This is a genomic window from Amycolatopsis sp. NBC_00355, assembly GCF_036104975.1.
GTDB lineage: Bacteria > Actinomycetota > Actinomycetes > Mycobacteriales > Pseudonocardiaceae > Amycolatopsis.
On sequence record NZ_CP107982.1, the window covers coordinates 1,662,786 to 1,679,216 of the forward strand.

Genomic DNA, 16,431 nt, shown 5'->3' on the forward strand with positions numbered 1-16,431 from the left:
AGTACGTGTGTGCTTGCGCAGAGTAGTGCAGCCGGTCAGTCCCAGCCCAGAGAGGACCGGTGACGCCAGTACTCCCCCGGATTCTCCGCCAGTCCGGCCAGCGCGGCTTCCTCGTCCGTGCTCAGGGAAAGCGTGGTGGCGCGCAGGTTCGCCGCCAGCTGCGGCCCGCTCGCCGGGCCGATGACCGCCGTGTCCGCCCAGCCGTTCGCCAGCACCGCCGCCACGGCGACCGCGTCCGGACCGGTCCCGTGCGCCGCGGCGACCTCGCGCACCGCGCGCGGCGCCTCGACCGCGAGCCGGCCGTTGGCCAGGGTTTCCTTGACCAGGACCCGGTTCCCGGCCGCGTGCGCCGCCGCCAGCGCGGCCCCCGCCGACGGCTCCAGCAGGTTCCACGTCGACTGCACCGCGGAGAACACCGGCCGCCCGGCCACTTCCAGCGCGAACGCCCGCTCGATCGCGTCCGCCTGCGCCGGTCCCGACGTCGAGAACCCGACCTCGACGCCGTTCGCGGAAAGTTCCGCCAGCGCCTCGATCAGCGGCTCGTCGGTGAACAGTGGACTGTCCACAGTGAGCGAATGCACCTGGTAGAGGCTCACCCGGTCCCCCAGCAACGCCAGGGTTTCCGCCCATTGCGCGGCGAACCGCGTCGCCGAATGCTCCTTCACCTCGTGCACGTCGGCGTCGAGCCGCCAGTCGCCGACGTAGGCGTAGCCCCACTTGCTGGAGACGACGACGTCGAGGTGCCCGCGCTCGTCGAGCCAACCGGCCAGGAACTCCTCCGCACGCCCGTAGGACCGGGCGACGTCGACCCGCCGGACCCCCGCGGCGTACGCGTCGTCCAGCACCGCGAACGTCGCGGCCCGCATCGACGCGACGTCCCGCACGGCCGGCAGCGCCCCGTCCCGCCCCAGGTTGATGTACGCGGGCCGGCCCAGCGCCGCGAGGCCGAGTGCGATGCGATCGACGCGTTCCATGGCGGAGGTCCTCATCCGTTCTGCTTGTGCCGGAGGATGGCGAGCCACTGGCCGGCGGTCTGGGCCTGGCGGTGGAGCTTCTCGAGCCGGGCGGCCGGGGCCCGGACGTAACCCTTGCCGAAGACGGGGGCGATCTGACGGAGGCTGGCACCGCCTTCGCGCGCGGCGAGCAGCGCCCAGTCGGAGGCGTCGGCGCAGGCCGCGGACGCGCGGCGGAGCTCGCCGAGGATGTCGATGAGCTCCTGGGGGCTCACCTCCCCCGCTTCCACGGTGGCGGCCGTCGTCTCCAGCCAGGCCATGACGTCGGCTTCGGTGATGGGCGGGCGCGGCCGCCCGGATTCTTCGCTCACAGCCCGGAAGTATAGGTCGTTATACGCGCAGGTCCGGGGAGCACACGCCGGTGTCGCATCGGGGTGTCGCGATCTGAACTACCATCGCGGTGATGACGACGCACGCCGGTTCGCCGCCGGAGGTCGAGCAGCTGCTCGACGTGTTCAAGGCGCTCGCGAACCCGGTGCGGCTGCGGATCCTCGGGTGGCTGCGGGATCCGGTGGAGAACTTCCGCGAGGAGCGCGGGCCGGTGGAGGTCGAGGCCGGGGTGTGCGTGACCCACATCCAGGCGAAGGCCGGGCTGGCCCAGTCGACGGTCTCGGCCTACATGGCGTCGCTGCAGCGCGCCGGGCTGGTCCGCGCGACGCGGCTCGGGAAGTGGACGCACTACCGGCGCGACGAAGAGCGGATCGCCCGGATCGTCGAGATCCTCGGCCACTCCCTCTGATCCTCCCCTCCCCCGGCGAGTTCCTGACGGTTGACTCATATCGAACTTCTGCGATACTTCGATGCATGAGTGCGATCGGCAACATGCCCCTGGGCCGCTACGGGATCTGGACGTTCGACTTCGAGGACCAGCCGGCGAGCCTGGCCCGCGACACCGCGCAGGAGCTGGAAGGCCTCGGCTGGCGGGCGGTCTGGATCCCCGAGCGCGACGGCCGCGAAGCCCTCACCCACGCCGGTTTCCTGCTCGCCTCCACCCGGCGCTTGGCCGTCGTCAACGGGATCGCCCAGATCTGGTCCCGTGAGCCGCGGTGGACGCGCGGCGCGGCCCTGCTGCTGGCCGACGCCTACCCGGACCGCCACCTGCTCGGCCTCGGCATCGGCGCCGGGCGCCCCGGCACGGCCGGCCCGCTGCGGGCGATGAACGACTACCTCGACGCCCTGGACGCCCTGGACGCGGCCACGAACGCCAATCCCGCGCCCGCCGCGCCGATGCGGCGCGTCCTGGCCGCGTACGGCCCGAAAATGCTCGGACTGGCCCGCGACCGCTCGGCCGGCGCGCACACCTACCACGTGACACCGCGGCACACGGCGCAAGCGCGGGAGATCCTGGGCGAGCGCCCGTTCCTCGGCGTCGAACACGCCGTCCTCTTCGAGACCGACCCGGGCCGGGCGCGCGAGATCGCCCGGGCGCACCTGCGCCCGTACCTGACGCAGAAGTACAACGTGGCCAAGTTCCGGCGGCTCGGGTACACCGAAGCCGACCTCGACGGCGGCCGCGGCAGCGACCGGCTCGTCGACGACCTGGTGTTCTGGGGCGACCTCGACACGATCGCCGCCCGGCTCGAAGAACACCTCGACGCGGGCGCGGACCACGTCGCCGTCCAGGTCGTCGGGATCGGACCCGGCCGGTCCGCGCTGCCGCACTGGCGGCAGCTCGCCGAGGCGCTGCTACCCGTCGGCGCCGTCGCGTAGCCCGAACCGCGCGGTGCAGTGCCAGACGCGCTTGAGGGTCTGGGGATCGTGCCGGCCGGCCCGGACGGCGGCGCCGATGACGCGGGCGTCGAGCCACCCGTCCTCGGCGATCTCCTTGCCGGTCCGCACCACGTCCTCACCGCGGTAGTCCGCGTGTTCGGCGAGGATCGCGACCGGGAGCCGGAACCCGTGGTGCCACGACGTCGGGAACGGCAGCCCAGCGGCCGCGGCCTCGACGTCGGTCCCCCGGAACGCCGGGTCCAGCACCAAGGCCTCGACGTCGGAGTCCAGCCGGAGCGGACCGTGCACGTGGGCCTCGACGTAGTCGTCGAGGACGTCCGCCGGCGCCGCGTCGGCGAGGGCCACCAGCGACATGCGGCCGGCCGTCCCGAAGTCGGCGGGCTCGCTGAAGCTGTCCGGGAAGCAGAAGGTCGTCCGCCGCAGCACGGCACGCTTCAGGCGGAAGTGGGACGAGCCGAACCGGACCGAGCCGCCGGCCGGGCGGCGGCGGTGGTTCAACGCGCCGTACTTGGGCCGTTCCGACGGCGGTTCGCCGTCGTAGGCACCGCCGAAGATCCGGTGCTCCCAGCGCCACCGGTCGCCGCCCGGGTGCGCGGTCAACCCGCCGTTGCTCGTGCCGGTCTCGAACTGCGAGCGGTACACCCCGTCGTCGGCCAGGTGCCGCAGCAACGGCACCGCCCCCACCGGCCGGTCCGGGTGGAAGTGCACCGTGACGGCCAGGTCCGCCGCCAGCGGCGGTCCCGAGGCGAGCAGGGCGACGTGCGCGACCGCGCGCCGCCACGGCGGTTCTTCGTTCGGCTCGGCCCCCATGGCCCGATCCTACCCCGGCGGTATAGGGCGTTATACAGAAGTCGAGGTCGGAAAACCGCTGGCTCCGGAGGTGGTCGTCCGGCTTGACTGCGCGACATGGGTTTCGGGGTCACGGCGCGGTTCGGTCTGCTGGCGGCCGTGTGGGGTGCGAGCTTCCTGTTCATCAAGGTCGGGCTCGACGGCCTCTCCCCGGCGCAGGTCGCGCTGGCCCGGGTCTCGCTGGGCGCGTTGGCGCTCGCCGCGGTGCTGCTGGTCCGCCGCCGGGCCCTCCCCCGCGATCTCGCGTTGTGGGGCCACCTCGTCGTGGTGTCGGTTCTGCTGTGCGTGGTGCCGTTCCTGCTTTTCTCGTGGGCGGAACAGTACATTTCGTCCGGTTTGGCCAGCATCTTCAACGCGACGACACCCCTGGTCACGATGTTGCTGGCCGCGGCGGCCCTGCCCGACGAGCGGTTCACGCCGCCGCGGGTGCTCGGCCTGCTGCTCGGCTTTCTCGGCGTGCTCACGATCGTCGGGGTGTGGCACGGCGTCGACGTCTCGCACCAGCTGACCGCGCAGCTCGCGTGCCTCGGCGCCACCACGTGTTACGGCGCGTGCTTCGTCTACATGCGCCGGTTCGTCTCGCCGCGCAGCGCGGACCCGGTCGTCGTCGCGTTCGGGCAGACGGCGTCGGCGACGGTCATCCTCGGCCTGCTGGCGCCGGCGATCGCGGTCACGCCGATCCACCCGACACCGCCGGTCGTGCTGAGCATGATCGCTCTCGGCGTCTTCGGCACCGGCATCGCCTACGTGTGGAACGTCCGGATCATCGCGGCGTGGGGCGCGGCGAACGCGTCGGCGGTGACCTACCTCACACCGATTGTCGGAGTGGTGTTGGGCGTGTCGGTCCTGGACGAACCGGTGAGCTGGAACCAGCCCGCCGGCGCGATCCTGGTGGTGCTCGGCATTCTCGCCGCGCACGGCCGGCTGCGCGTCCGCCGGAAGACCGCGATGCCGGCACCCGAAGCGGATCTGGTCCGGGACTGACCCCGGACACGCCGGTGGGGCGGCCGCCGCAGCGACCGCCCCACCGGATGTTCGACTCCTACAGGTACTGCCCGGTGTTCGTGGCGGTGTCGATCGCCCGCCCCGAGTCCTGGTTCTTGCCGGTGACGAGCGTGCGGATGTAGACGATCCGCTCGCCCTTCTTGCCGGAGATCCGGGCCCAGTCGTCCGGGTTGGTGGTGTTCGGCAGGTCCTCGTTCTCCGCGAACTCGTCGACGATCGCGTCCAGCAGGTGCTGCACGCGCAGGCCGGGCTGGTTGGTCTCCAGCACGGACTTGATCGCCGACTTCTTCGCCCGGTCCACGATGTTCTGGATCATCGCGCCCGAGTTGAAGTCGCGGAAGTACAGGACTTCCTTGTCCCCGTTGGCGTAGGTCACCTCGAGGAACCGGTTCTCGTCGCTCTCCTCGTACATCCGCTCGACGGTGTGCTGGATCATCGCGTCGAACGTCGCCTTCGCGTCCCCGCCGAACTCGGCGAGGTCGTCGGCGTGGATCGGCAGGCCTTCGGCCAGGTACTTGGAGAAGATGTCCTTCGCGCCTTCGGCGTCCGGACGCTCGATCTTGATCTTGACGTCGAGCCGGCCCGGCCGCAGGATCGCCGGGTCGATCATGTCCTCACGGTTCGAAGCACCGATGACGATGACGTTTTCCAGGCCTTCGACACCGTCGATCTCGGAGAGCAGCTGCGGGACGATCGTGGTCTCCACATCGGACGAAACGCCCGATCCACGGGTCCGGAAGATCGAGTCCATCTCGTCGAAGAACACGATCACCGGGGTGCCCTCGGAGGCCTTCTCCCGCGCCCGCTGGAAGATCAAGCGGATGTGCCGCTCGGTCTCCCCGACGAACTTGTTGAGCAGCTCGGGACCCTTGATGTTCAGGAAGTAGGACTTCCCGTCCTCGTTGTCGCCCCGCGCCGCCGCCACCTTCTTGGCCAGCGAGTTCGCGACCGCCTTGGCGATGAGCGTCTTGCCGCAGCCCGGCGGGCCGTAGAGCAGGACGCCCTTCGGCGGGCGCAACTGGTACTCCTGGTAGAGGTCGGCGTGCAGGAACGGCAGTTCGACCGCGTCCCTGATCTGCTCGATCTGCCGGGTGAGGCCGCCGATGTCCTCGTAGCGGACGTCCGGCACCTCCTCCAGCACCAGGTCTTCGACCTCCGCCTTCGGCACGCGCTCGTACGCGTAACCGGCCTTGGAGTCGACCAGGAGCGAGTCGCCGGGCTTCAGCGGCTGCTCCGCCAGCAGATCGGAGAGCAGGACCACCCGCTCTTCGTCCGCGTGCCCGACCACGAGCGCACGAGGGCTGGCGCCCTCGACGTCCGGTGCGAGCACCTCACGCAACGCGCACACCTCGCCGGTGCGCTCGAAGTCGCCGCCCTCGACCACGGTCAGGGCTTCGTTGAGGCGCAGCGCCTGGCCGCGTCGCAACGACGAGATCTCCACCGCGGGCGAAACCGACACCCGCATCTTCCGGCCGGCCGTGAACACGTCCACCGTGTTGTCCTCGTACGACGTGACGAACACGCCGTACCCGGACGGTGGCTGGGCCAGCCGATCGACCTCTTCACGCAGAGCGAGGAGCTGTCCTCGCGCTTCGCGCAGGGTTTCGACCAGTTTGGTGTTCCGCTCGGTGAGCTGGCTCACCCTTTCCGACGCCTCGGCGAGCCGCTGTTCGAGAACGCGGTTCTGCCTCGGCGAGTCGGTCAGTTTGCGGCGCAGCAGCGCCACTTCCTCTTCGAGAAAGCGGATCTGCCTTGCCTGCTCGTCCGCCGTCGTCCCAGCTCCGGATGTTGCTGAAGGGTCGGCCTCCTCGCGCCGACCTCCGGGAAGGTCATGATGCATCGGGCACCTCCTCGGAGTGCTTTTCATTCCACGGTACCGGCGATCACCGACAAGAAAAGGCCTTTCCGCATCACAAGATCGGCGCGTCGCGGTTTCTTCACCTCGTCCAGCACGGACATTCCCGCAGCACAAGGGGCCATTTGTGTGCCGTGACACGGGGTCTGAGCGGGGTCTTCCGGAGCTGGACGAACCAAGCACGACAGGAGTACCCCGCGTCCGGGCGGCCCAACCGCGCCGAAGCCGGGCAATTCCGGCCAGTTCCGCCCTAACCGCGCGGCGAGCACGCGCGGTGACTAGCATCGGGCCGACGCGGCCACCGGATGGCCGAATCGCGTCGCAGGAAGGCTAGGGGGCATCACACATGACATACCCGCCGCAGCAACCGGGCGGCTACGGCCAGCAGCCCGGCGGCTACGGGCAGCAGCCCGGGCCCTACGGTCAGCAGCCGGGCGGATACCCCCAGAGCGGGCCCCAGTCCCAGCCGGGCTACGGCGGCACGCAGCAGTTCGGTCAACCGGATCCCTACGGCCAGGGCGGCTACCCGCCGCAGCCGGGGCCTCAGCCCCAGTACGGCGGGCAGCAGGACCAGTGGGGGCAGCAGCAGCCGGGCGGGTACGACCCGAACCAGCAGAACTTCGGCGGCTACGACCCGTACGGCGGCGGTGGTGGCGGCTTCGGTGACGCTCCGCCGCCCAAGAAGAAGAAAACCGGGCTCATCATCGGCATCGCGGTGGGCGCGGTCATCGTCGTCGGCGGTGGCGTGACGGCGCTGGTGCTGGCCCTGAACGGGAACGACAGCGACACCGCCGCGCCGCCCGCGAGCAGCAGCTCCCCCGCGCCGACGTCGGCGCCGAAGACCACCCCGAAGAAGAGCACCACGCCGAGCAGCCCGTCGACGAAGAGCACCAAGCCGGTCGGCGGCCCCGCCCCCGGCGGCAAGCCCAGCTCGCAGGAGCTGTTCGCCTCGACGATCGACGCCTACAACGCGGGTGACGAGAAGGCGCTCGGCAACGTCATCTGCCGCAGCGTCTACGAAGGCACGACCGGCCAGATCCCCAAGGTGACGGTGAAGCTCACCGAAGACCCGAAGGACGTCGGCGACAAGTCCACCGTCCGCTACTCGGCGACCGACGGCACGGCGACCAAGGTCGGCACGATGTCGGCGGCCAAGGAGTCCGGTCTCTGGTGCCTGTCCAACGTCAAGGCGGACGGCTCGTGAGGCCGCGCCGGCGGTGAACCGCGCGCTGACCGCCGGGCTCGTCCTGGTCGGTGTCGCGGTCGTGGGTGTCGTGCTGGGACTGCTGCTCGTGGCGCCGTCCGGCAGCACGCCCCCACCCTCGGCCACGCCACCCCCGCCGGCCCGCACGACGGCGTCCGCGCCCCCGGACGCCGTCGACACCGCGGCGGTGAAGGTGCTGGCCGACGCGATCGTCGACGCGATCGCCCGGCACGACTCGGCGGCGTTCGGCAGGCTGACCTGCCGCCCGCAGACCACCGAGGCCCTCGCCGGGCTGCAGCGGACGTGGGACGCGGCGGGCGAGGTGGAGGCCAGCCTCCGGAAGCCGCCGGAACTGCGCGGCGAGTCGGCGACGGCGGTGGTCCACGTCGAAGCCGCGGGCGGTACGAAGGACACCCCGTTCCCGCTGCACAAGGAGAGCGGGAAGTGGTGCGTGCCGGGCTAGGCGCTCAGCCCTTGCCCTTGGCCGGCCGCCGGGACACGCGCGGCGACACCGTGCCGTCCGCCAGGCGGCGGGCCGTCAGCAGGAACGCCGTGTGCGCCACCATGCGGTGGTCCGGGCGCACCGCCAGGCCGACCACGTGCCACGGGCGCATCAGCGTCTCCCACGACTCCGGCTCGGTCCAGCACCGCTGCTCGCGCAGCGACTCCGTGACGCGCGAAAGCTGGGTGACCGTCGCGACGTAGACCGTCAGCACGCCGCCCGGGACGAGGTGCGCGGCGACGTTCGGGAGCTGGTCCCACGGGGCCAGCATGTCCAGCACGACCCGGTCGACCTCACCCTCGTGCGTGGCCAGGTCCGCGACGGTGAGCGTCCAGTTCGCCGGCTTCTCGCCGAAGAACTTCACGACGTTGTGCTCGGCGTGCACGGCGTGGTCGTCGCGGATCTCGTACGAGCTCACCTGCCCGGTCGAGCCGACCGCGCGCAGCAGCGAACACGTCAGCGCGCCGGAACCGGCGCCCGCCTCGAGGACCCGCGCGCCCGGGAAGATGTCGCCCCACATGACGATCTGGGCGGCGTCCTTCGGGTAGATCACCTGCGCGCCGCGGGGCATCGAGAGCACGTAGTCCGGCAGCAGCGGGCGCAGCGCCAGGTACGTCGAGCCGCCCACCGACGTGACCACCGACCCTTCGGGACGGCCGATCAGGTCGTCGTGGGCGAGGCCGCCGCGGTGCGTGTGGTACTCACCGCCGTCGGCCAGCGTCAGGGTGTAGTGCCGCCCCTTCGAGTCGGTCAACTGCACCCGATCACCCGCACGAAACGGTCCGCTGACCGACAACACTTCCTCCAGTACCCCGAATGGCCTCTTGCCGTTTGACCGACGACAGATCTTCGCAGGCCGCCCGGGGCGTGAGCTCAGCGGGTACGGCGGTTCAGCGCGGCGCGCAGGTCGTCCCGGCGGAGCACGCCCGCCGGCCGGCCTTCGTCGTCCACCACGAGGAACTGCCACGCCGGGGTCTCGCGGACCCGCTCGACGATCTCCTCCCCCGGCTCGGAAGCCAGCAGGACGGTCTCGGCCCGGATCGGCTCGGCCGCCAGCTCGGCCGGCGCGTGCGGCGAGGTGCTCGCCAGCCGCTCCGCCGCGCCTTCGTCCAGCAGCCCGGCCGCGACGCCGTCCGCGCGGACCAGCACCACGCCCCGGCCCGCCGACGCGGCCAGCGCGTCCGACACCGGGCTCTCCGCCGGCAGCTGCAGCACGGGCCGGACCACCTCGCCCAGCACGAGGCCTTCGGGCCAGCCGCGACGGCGTTCCGCGGCCAGTTCGGACCGCGCGCCCAGGATCACGAACCACGCCGTGACGACGCAGACGCCCAGCCGCAGCCACCGGTCCGGGCTGGCCGTCGCGAGGCCCCACAGGGCCCACACGAGCAGGCCCGCCGCCACGACCGCGCCGCCGGCAACGGCGGCGCGGGTGCCCTTGGCGCGGATCCCGGTGGCCGCCCAGACGCCGGCGCGGACCAGGCGCCCGCCGTCGAGCGGGAGGCCGGGCAAGAGGTTGAAGACGCCGACGGCGAGGTTCGCCACGGAGCATTCGGCGACCAGCAGCCAGACCGCGCTGTCCGGCGGCACAGCGAACATCAGCAGCCCGCAGAACCCGCCCAGCACCAGCGACACCGCCGGGCCGGCCGCGGCCACCAGGCCTTCGTCGCTCGGCCGTTTCGGGGTGCGGGCGACCTCGGACAGGCCGCCGAGGAGGAACAGGCGCAGCCGCCGCACCGGGATGCCCAGTCTCAACGCGACGAGGCAGTGGCCGAGTTCGTGGGCGAGCACCGACAATCCCAGCAGCACCGCGAACGCCGCGGCCAGCAGCCACGACATCAGCGGGGAGACGTCCGGGAGCAGCCGGCCGACCAGCGGCGCGTACAGGACGACGACGATCAGGGAGCCGATCCACCAGGACGGCGCCAGCAGCACCGGGACACCGGCGACGCGGAACAGCACGAGACCACCGCCGTCGCCGAGGACGGCCTGCCGGGAGCCCCCGGTGCCCTGCTCACTGGTCGCGGCCATGCCGGAGAGCCTAGAGCCCCCGGTGTCAGGAGCGGGTGATCCGGCCCCGCCCGCGACCGGACCGTGTCACCGGTCACCCCGGACGGACGACACGATCACCGGCCGCCGTGTCGTCCGTCCGGGTACGCGTGTTCGCCATCCGGGTACGCGTGTTCGCCGGTTGGGTACCGGTGCCGGGCGTTGCGGTCGCCGGAACTGTCGTACCCCGGCGTTACGCTCTGCCCATGCCCGACGCCGACACCGTCACCACGGACCCGCTCGTCCCCGTGCAAGCCGCGGACTCCGCCGTCGCCACGCAGGTGCGGCGACGGCCCGCCCTGTCGCCGTCCCGGGCCAGTGACTTCAAGCAGTGCCCGCTGCTCTACCGGTTCCGCGCGGTCGACCGGCTGCCGGAGGTCCCGACCAAGGCCCAGCTGCGCGGCACGCTCGTCCACTCGGTGCTGGAACGCCTCTTCGCGCTGCCCGCGGGCGAACGGGTGCCGCCGAAGGCCCGCGAACTGCTGGGCCCGGCGTGGACCGAGCTGTCCGAGGACCGTCCGGAGTGGACCGAACTGTTCGACGCCGCGAAGCCGGACGACCACGCCGACTGGTTGCGCTCGGCCGAAAAACTCCTGGACGCCTACTTCGGGCTCGAAGACCCGCGGCGGCTCGAACCGGAGGCGTGCGAGCTGCACGTCGAGATCGAGCTCGGCTCGGGGGTGTTGCTGCGCGGCTACATCGACCGCGTCGACGTCGCGCCGACCGGCGAGATCCGGGTCGTCGACTACAAGACCGGCGCCGCGCCGCGGGAAATCGGCGAAGCCAAGGCGATGTTCCAGATGAAGTTCTACGCCGTGGTGCTGTGGCGGCTGCGCGGGATCGTGCCGCGCCAGCTGAAGCTGATGTACCTGACCGACGGCCAGTCGCTGGCCTACACCCCGGACGAAGCCGAGCTGATCCGCTTCGAGCGGACCCTGGAAGCCATCTGGCAGGCCATCCTCAAGGCGGGCAAGACCGGCGACTTCCGGCCGAACAAGAGCAAGCTCTGCAACTGGTGCGACCACCAGGCGCACTGCCCCGAATACGGCGGCACCCCGCCCGCGTACCCCGGCTGGCCGGAGCCCGACGCGGGCGAAGAGACGCCGCTGGACCGGGCCGACTGATGGCCGACGCGTTCTACGTCCCCCACGGCGAGGGCCGGTTCACCGCGACCGCGCACACCGCCGGGCCGTGGTCCCCGGACTCCCAGCACTTCGGGCCGCCGTCGGCGCTGCTGGTCCGGGCGCTCGAAAACGTCGAACAGCCGCACCCCGCCGAGCTCGCGCGGGTGACCGTCGAGATCCTCGGCCCGGCACCGGTGACCGAGCTGCTGGTGCGTGCCCGGGTGGAGCGGCCCGGCCGGTCGGTCGAGCTGCTGCAGGCCGAACTGGCGACGACCGAGCGGGTCGTCGCGCGCGCGTCGGCGTGGCGCATCGCGACGTCCGACACCGCGGCGGTGAGCACCGACGGCGGCCCGCTGATGCCGGCGCCGGACACCGTGACGGAGTCGGCCTGGCCGGAAGGCTGGAACGGCGGCTACCTCGACGCCCTGGAGTGGCGCGCCGTCCGCGGTGGGATGGACGTGCCGGGCCCGGCCGCGGTGTGGGCCCGCCAGCGCGTCCCGCTGGTCGACGGCGAGGAGCCGAGCGGGCTGCAGCGGCTGTTCGCGGTCGCCGACTCCGGCAACGGCGTGTCCAACTACCTCGACCCGCGCAAGTGGTGGTTCATCAACTCCGAGCTCACTGTGCACCTGCGCCGGCCGCCCGCGGGCGAGTGGATCGGCCTCGACGCCGTCACGCTGGTCGGCAAGCACGGCGTCGGCACGGCGACGAGCATCCTGCACGACGCCGACGGTCCGGTGGCCACGGGCGCGCAGGCGCTGATGGTGCGTCCGCGACAGGCCGGGGGCGGATAGCCAACCACAACGGGCCCGCATCCAATAACCTTCGCGGAACGACCGACATGAGGAGCGCTCCGGCATGCAGATCACCTCGGTGGTCAACCAGAAGGGCGGGGTCGGCAAGACCTCGCTGAGCGTCGGCACCGCGGCGGCCTTGGCCGAGCGCGGCCGGCGGGTGCTGCTGGTCGACCTCGACCCGCAGGGCCACGCGACGACCGAGATGCTCGGCCTGGCCGAGGTCCGCGGGGACGCGCCGACCCTGGCGAAAGCCCTGGCCAAGAAGTGGAAGGGGCCGATCGAAGACCTCGTCGTGCCGCATCCGCGCAGCAACCTCGGCCGCGGCGGCGCACTCGACGTCATCCCGACCTCACCGGGGATGTTCGACCTGATCCGGCGGCTCGACTCGTTCCGCGTACCCGGCTGGCAGCTGGCCCGGGTCATCCAGTTCGCCAACTACGACCACTGCATCATCGACTGCCCGCCGGCGCTCGACGTGCTGACGAACAACGCGCTGGCGGCGTCGCACGGGATACTGGTCCCGGTACAGCCGGACAAGACGAGCATCCGCGCGCTGCGGCTGCTGGCGGATCAGGTGCGCTACGTCGAGCAGACCGTCGGCCGGCAGCCGCTGTCGTGGTTCGGGCTGGTGCCCAGCCTCTACCGGCGGCCGATCTCGCACTACGCGGCCGCGGCGCTGCAGGAGATGTACGAGTTCGGCATCCCGATGCTGTCGCACCTGCCGCTGGGTGTGGTGATGAACGAGGCGGCCGCCCACGGCGTCCCGGTGACCACGTACGCCCCGGAAACCCTGCAGGCGCTGTCGTTCCGCGAGATCGCGGGCACGCTCGACACCTACCTGGAGCAGAACTCGGCGCCCGCGGTGATCCCGGCCGACGAGGAGTTCGTCTTCGAGGACTTCATCTCCGAGGTCTCGGTGGCCCGCAACGCCAACGACAACGGCGTCCGCAAGGGCCTCTACGACCTGCTGCCGAAGAAGCCGCACCGCCCCCGCTGACCCCGTCGTGAGTGTTTAGGGCGGTTAGAACCGCCCTAAACACTCACGAGCTCAGAGGCGGCAGGAGCGGATGTCCGAGGCCAGGATCGCCTTCGCGCCCACCTCGGCCAGCTCGTCCATGACCCGGTTGACGTCCTTGCGCGAGACCATCGCGCGCACCGCGACCCAGTCGTCGTCGGCGAGCGGGGCCACCGTCGGCGACTCCAGGCCCGGTGTGATGGCGATGGCGCGCTCGACGAGCGTCCGCGGGCAGTCGTAGTCCAGCATCAGGTACTGCTGGGCGAACACGACCCCGCGCAGCCGCGCCGCGAGTTGGCTCTTCGCCTTGCTCTGCTCGGTACCCTTGCGCTGCAGCAGCACGGCTTCCGACACGCAGATCGGGTCACCGAAGGCCACCAGGTTGTTCTGGCGCAGCGAGCGACCGGACTCGACGACGTCGGCGATCGCGTCCGCGACGCCGAGCTGGATCGAGATCTCGACCGCGCCGTCGAGGCGGATGACCTCGGCGGTGACGCCGTGGCGGGCGAGGTCCTCGCGCACCAGCCGCGGGTACGACGTGGCGAGCCGCTTGCCCTGCAGGTCGGCCGGCTTCCAGTCCTGGCCCGCCGGGGCCGCGTAGCGGAACGTCGAGCCGCCGAAACCGAGGGCCTGGATCTCCTCGACCGGCGCGCCGGAGTCGAGCGCGAGGTCGCGGCCGGTGATGCCGAGGTCGAGATCACCGGAGCCGACGTAGATCGCGATGTCCTTGGGGCGCAGGAAGAAGAACTCGACCTCGTTGACCGTGTCGAGGATCGTCAGGTCGCGCTGCTCATGCCGCTTCCGGTAGCCCGCCTCGCCGAGCATCTCCGTCGCCGTGGCGGCGAGGGCTCCCTTGTTCGGCACGGCAACACGCAGCATTTCGCTCTCTCCTCAATCGGCGGGCAGTGTTCGTCGCGCAACCGTCACAGGTAGCGGTAGACGTCCTCGGTCGACAGACCGCGGCCGAGCATCAGCACCTGCAGCCGGTACAGCAGCTGGGAGATCTCCTCGGCGAGCCGGTCGTCGGACTCGTGCTCGGCGGCGATCCACACCTCGCCGGCTTCCTCCAGCACCTTCTTGCCTTGGGCGTGCACTCCGGCGTCCAGGGCGGCGACGGTGCCGGACCCGTCGGGACGGGTACGCGCGCGCTCGGCAAGCTCCGCGAACAGCTCATCGAAGGTCTTCACGGTCTGCAGATCCTTCCACCCCCGCCGGGGTGACGCCGCCCCGGGCCGGTCCCGGTGCCGCCGATGTCACACCTCCGTGGACACCGGCTCCCGAGGGGTGGGAACAACGCTGGTCAGAAGAGAGCATCGCGCTCCTGTTCGAAGTCCAGCAGATAGCGCTTCCGCTCGAGGCCGCCGCCGTAGCCGGTCAGCGAACCACCGGCGCCGACGACGCGGTGGCACGGCACGATGACGCCGATCGGGTTCTTGCCGTTGGCCAGCCCGACCGCGCGCGACGCCGTGGGCTGCCCCAGCCGGTCGGCCAGCTCGCCGTAGGAAATGGTCGTGCCGTACGGGATCTCCCGCAGCGCCGCCCAGACCCGTTGCTGGAACGGCGTGCCGGTGAAGGTCAGCGGCACCTCGAACTCGCGGCGCTGCCCGGCGAAGTACTCCTTCAGCTCGGTCTCGGCGCGGGCGAAGATCGCCGCGCCCGGGTCGGGCTCCCCGAAGGTCAGCTCGTCCGGACGATGGCGCTGCCGCACCATGTACAGCCCGCAGAGCGCGTCGCCCCGGGCGACGAGGGTGAGCGGGCCGAACGGGCTGTCCACCACGGTGTGGGAACGCATGATTCTCCTGTCGTGGGTGGGTCAGGCGGCGGGCATGCGGTTGATGGCGTGGTCGCCGGTGGCCCACAGGTGCTGGGTGGCGTAGGCGCGCCACGGGCTCCACCCCGCCGACCGGGCGACGATCGCGGCCGGGCCGCCGAGGCCGAGCGTCTCCGCCGCGTACTTGATGCCGAGGTCGGTGGGCAGGAACGCGTCCGGGTCACCGAGCGAGCGCATCGCGATGCTCTCGACCGTCCACGGCCCGAATCCGGGCAACGCGTTCAGCGCGACCCTCGTCCCGGCCCAGTCGCTGCCCGCGCCGAGGTCCAGGCCGCCGTCGGTCAAGGCCTCGACCAGGGCGAGCAGCGTGCGACGGCGGCTGCGCGGCATCGCGAGGGTCTCCGGGTCCAGGCCGCCCAGGGCCTCGGGCGACGGGAACAGGTGCGTCAAGCCGCCTTCGGGGTCCTCGATCGGGGTGCCGTGCGCGACGACGAGCCGGGCGGCGTGGGTGCGCGCCGCGGCCGTCGACACCTGCTGGCCGAGTACCGCGCGGACGGCGAACTCGGCGCCGTCGACCGTGCGCGGGACGCGGCGGCCCGGCGCGGCCGCGACCAGCGGGGCCAGCAGCGGGTCGGTGGCGAGCTGGTCGTCGACGGCCTCGGGGTCGGCGTCGAGGTCGAGCAGCCGGCGGCAGCGGCTGGTGGCGGCCGGGAGGTCACGCAGATCGGCCAGGGTCAACCGGCAGGCGATGTGGCCGGCGGCGGGGTCTCCGGGACGCAGCGCGACGACGCCGTGGCCGTGCGGCAGCCGCAGCGTCCGGCGGTAGGCGCCGTCCCGCCACTCCTCGACCCCCGGCACGCCGGTGGCCACCAGGTGCCCGAACAGGTTGTCCGGGCACAGCGGCTTGCGGTAGGGCAGCCGCAGCTCGATCGACCCGGCCGCGGTGCTCGGCTTGCTCTTCGCCCGGGTGCGCAGCTCGGTCGGCGAGAGCGCGAACACCTCGCGGACGGTGTCGTTGAACGTCCGGATGCTGCCGAACCCGGCCGCCAGGGCCAGTTCGGTCATCGGCAGCGTGGTCGTCTCGATGAGGGTCCGCGCGGTCTGCGCGCGCTGGGCCCTGGCCAGGGCCAGCGGCCCGGCGCCGAGTTCGGCCAGCACCTGGCGTTCGACCTGCCGGACGCTGTAGCCGAGGCGGGCGGCGAGGCCGCGGACACCTTCGGTGTCGACGACGCCGTCGGCGATCAGCCGCATCGCGCGCGCCACCAGGTCCGCGCGCTCGTTCCACAGCGGCGAGCCCGGGCTGGCGTCCGGGCGGCAGCGCTTGCAGGCCCGGAATCCGGCCTGCTGGGCGGCCGCGGCGCTCGGGTAGAAGGTCATGTTCCGCGGTTTGGGCGGCACCACCGGGCAGCTGGGCCGGCAGTAGATCCGGGTCGTCACGACCGCCGTGAAGAACCACCCGTCGAACCGGGCGTCCTTCGCCTGCACGGCCCGTACGCACCGCTCGAAGTCTTCGTGCACGCCC

At 72.0% G+C, this 16,431-nt stretch carries 18 protein-coding genes; 8 read left to right on the plus strand and 10 right to left on the minus strand.

Going from position 1 to position 16,431, the window contains the following annotated elements:
• Positions 1-35: 35 nt before the first annotated feature.
• Both OHS18_RS06520 and OHS18_RS06525 read right to left on the minus strand, forming a co-directional pair.
• Positions 36-989 (minus strand): aldo/keto reductase, encoded by a 954-nt coding sequence (locus OHS18_RS06520; RefSeq protein ID WP_328616311.1) that lies wholly within the window; start codon positions 987-989, stop codon positions 36-38.
• Entirely contained in the window at positions 986-1,324 is a 339-nt protein-coding gene (locus OHS18_RS06525) for a hypothetical protein (RefSeq protein ID WP_328455034.1), read from the minus strand. The genes OHS18_RS06520 and OHS18_RS06525 overlap by 4 nt, the downstream gene beginning before the upstream one ends.
• Before the next feature lie 92 nt (positions 1,325-1,416).
• Between OHS18_RS06525 and OHS18_RS06530 the strand changes: the two genes are divergently transcribed.
• On the plus strand, positions 1,417-1,752 hold the full coding sequence (locus OHS18_RS06530; protein WP_328616312.1) for an ArsR/SmtB family transcription factor: 336 nt from the start codon (positions 1,417-1,419) through the stop codon (positions 1,750-1,752).
• A 65-nt stretch (positions 1,753-1,817) separates the two neighbouring features.
• Positions 1,818-2,723, plus strand: coding sequence for a TIGR03620 family F420-dependent LLM class oxidoreductase (locus OHS18_RS06535; protein ID WP_328616313.1), 906 nt, complete (start codon positions 1,818-1,820; stop codon positions 2,721-2,723).
• Here the strand turns inward: OHS18_RS06535 and OHS18_RS06540 are convergent.
• Positions 2,700-3,554, minus strand: a complete 855-nt coding sequence (locus OHS18_RS06540; protein ID WP_328616314.1) for a DUF3626 domain-containing protein — start codon at positions 3,552-3,554, stop codon at positions 2,700-2,702. The genes OHS18_RS06535 and OHS18_RS06540 overlap by 24 nt on opposite strands.
• A gap of 96 nt (positions 3,555-3,650) precedes the next feature.
• Between OHS18_RS06540 and OHS18_RS06545 the strand changes: the two genes are divergently transcribed.
• Complete coding sequence (locus OHS18_RS06545) at positions 3,651-4,577, plus strand: DMT family transporter (protein WP_328616315.1); 927 nt, start codon at positions 3,651-3,653, stop codon at positions 4,575-4,577.
• Positions 4,578-4,635: 58 nt separating this feature from the next.
• Here the strand turns inward: OHS18_RS06545 and arc are convergent, their stop codons facing one another.
• The gene (gene arc, locus OHS18_RS06550; protein ID WP_328455025.1) at positions 4,636-6,438 is read right to left on the minus strand and encodes a proteasome ATPase; all 1,803 of its coding nucleotides are present in this window, start codon (positions 6,436-6,438) and stop codon (positions 4,636-4,638) included.
• Between the two features lie 361 nt (positions 6,439-6,799).
• On the opposite strand from arc, the gene OHS18_RS06555 reads away from it, so the two are divergent.
• A complete protein-coding gene (locus OHS18_RS06555) occupies positions 6,800-7,657 on the plus strand; it encodes a hypothetical protein (RefSeq protein WP_328455023.1) in 858 nt (285 codons plus the stop codon).
• 13 nt (positions 7,658-7,670) lie between these two features.
• On the plus strand, positions 7,671-8,120 hold the full coding sequence (locus OHS18_RS06560) for a hypothetical protein (RefSeq protein ID WP_328455021.1): 450 nt from the start codon (positions 7,671-7,673) through the stop codon (positions 8,118-8,120).
• Between the two features lie 4 nt (positions 8,121-8,124).
• Here the strand turns inward: OHS18_RS06560 and OHS18_RS06565 are convergent, their stop codons facing one another.
• Both OHS18_RS06565 and OHS18_RS06570 read right to left on the minus strand, forming a co-directional pair.
• Positions 8,125-8,955 (minus strand): tRNA (adenine-N1)-methyltransferase, encoded by an 831-nt coding sequence (locus OHS18_RS06565; RefSeq protein ID WP_328455019.1) that lies wholly within the window; start codon positions 8,953-8,955, stop codon positions 8,125-8,127.
• Between the two features lie 77 nt (positions 8,956-9,032).
• On the minus strand, positions 9,033-10,187 hold the full coding sequence (locus OHS18_RS06570; protein ID WP_328455017.1) for a M50 family metallopeptidase: 1,155 nt from the start codon (positions 10,185-10,187) through the stop codon (positions 9,033-9,035).
• 224 nt (positions 10,188-10,411) lie between these two features.
• Here OHS18_RS06570 and OHS18_RS06575 point away from each other — a divergent pair, with 224 nt between their 5' ends.
• From OHS18_RS06575 to OHS18_RS06585, 3 genes are all read left to right on the plus strand, one after another.
• The gene (locus OHS18_RS06575; protein ID WP_328616316.1) at positions 10,412-11,329 is read left to right on the plus strand and encodes a RecB family exonuclease; all 918 of its coding nucleotides are present in this window, start codon (positions 10,412-10,414) and stop codon (positions 11,327-11,329) included.
• Positions 11,329-12,120: a thioesterase family protein gene (locus OHS18_RS06580; RefSeq protein ID WP_328455013.1), complete on the plus strand. Its 792-nt coding sequence runs from the start codon at positions 11,329-11,331 to the stop codon at positions 12,118-12,120. Before OHS18_RS06575 ends, OHS18_RS06580 begins: the two co-directional genes overlap by 1 nt.
• Positions 12,121-12,184: 64 nt before the next feature.
• A complete protein-coding gene (locus tag OHS18_RS06585) occupies positions 12,185-13,120 on the plus strand; it encodes a ParA family protein (RefSeq protein WP_328455011.1) in 936 nt (311 codons plus the stop codon).
• 51 nt (positions 13,121-13,171) lie between these two features.
• Here OHS18_RS06585 and hisG read toward each other — a convergent pair whose 3' ends face one another.
• The 4 genes from hisG to OHS18_RS06605 all read right to left on the minus strand — a co-directional run bounded on the left by hisG (position 13,172) and on the right by OHS18_RS06605 (position 16,427).
• Complete coding sequence (hisG, locus tag OHS18_RS06590; RefSeq protein WP_326949716.1) at positions 13,172-14,017, minus strand: ATP phosphoribosyltransferase; 846 nt, start codon at positions 14,015-14,017, stop codon at positions 13,172-13,174.
• Positions 14,018-14,061: 44 nt separating this feature from the next.
• Positions 14,062-14,325 (minus strand): phosphoribosyl-ATP diphosphatase, encoded by a 264-nt coding sequence (locus OHS18_RS06595; protein ID WP_247051907.1) that lies wholly within the window; start codon positions 14,323-14,325, stop codon positions 14,062-14,064.
• 113 nt (positions 14,326-14,438) lie between these two features.
• Positions 14,439-14,930, minus strand: coding sequence for a methylated-DNA--[protein]-cysteine S-methyltransferase (locus OHS18_RS06600; protein ID WP_328616317.1), 492 nt, complete (start codon positions 14,928-14,930; stop codon positions 14,439-14,441).
• A gap of 21 nt (positions 14,931-14,951) precedes the next feature.
• Positions 14,952-16,427: an AlkA N-terminal domain-containing protein gene (locus OHS18_RS06605; RefSeq protein WP_328616318.1), complete on the minus strand. Its 1,476-nt coding sequence runs from the start codon at positions 16,425-16,427 to the stop codon at positions 14,952-14,954.
• Positions 16,428-16,431 lie beyond the last annotated feature (4 nt).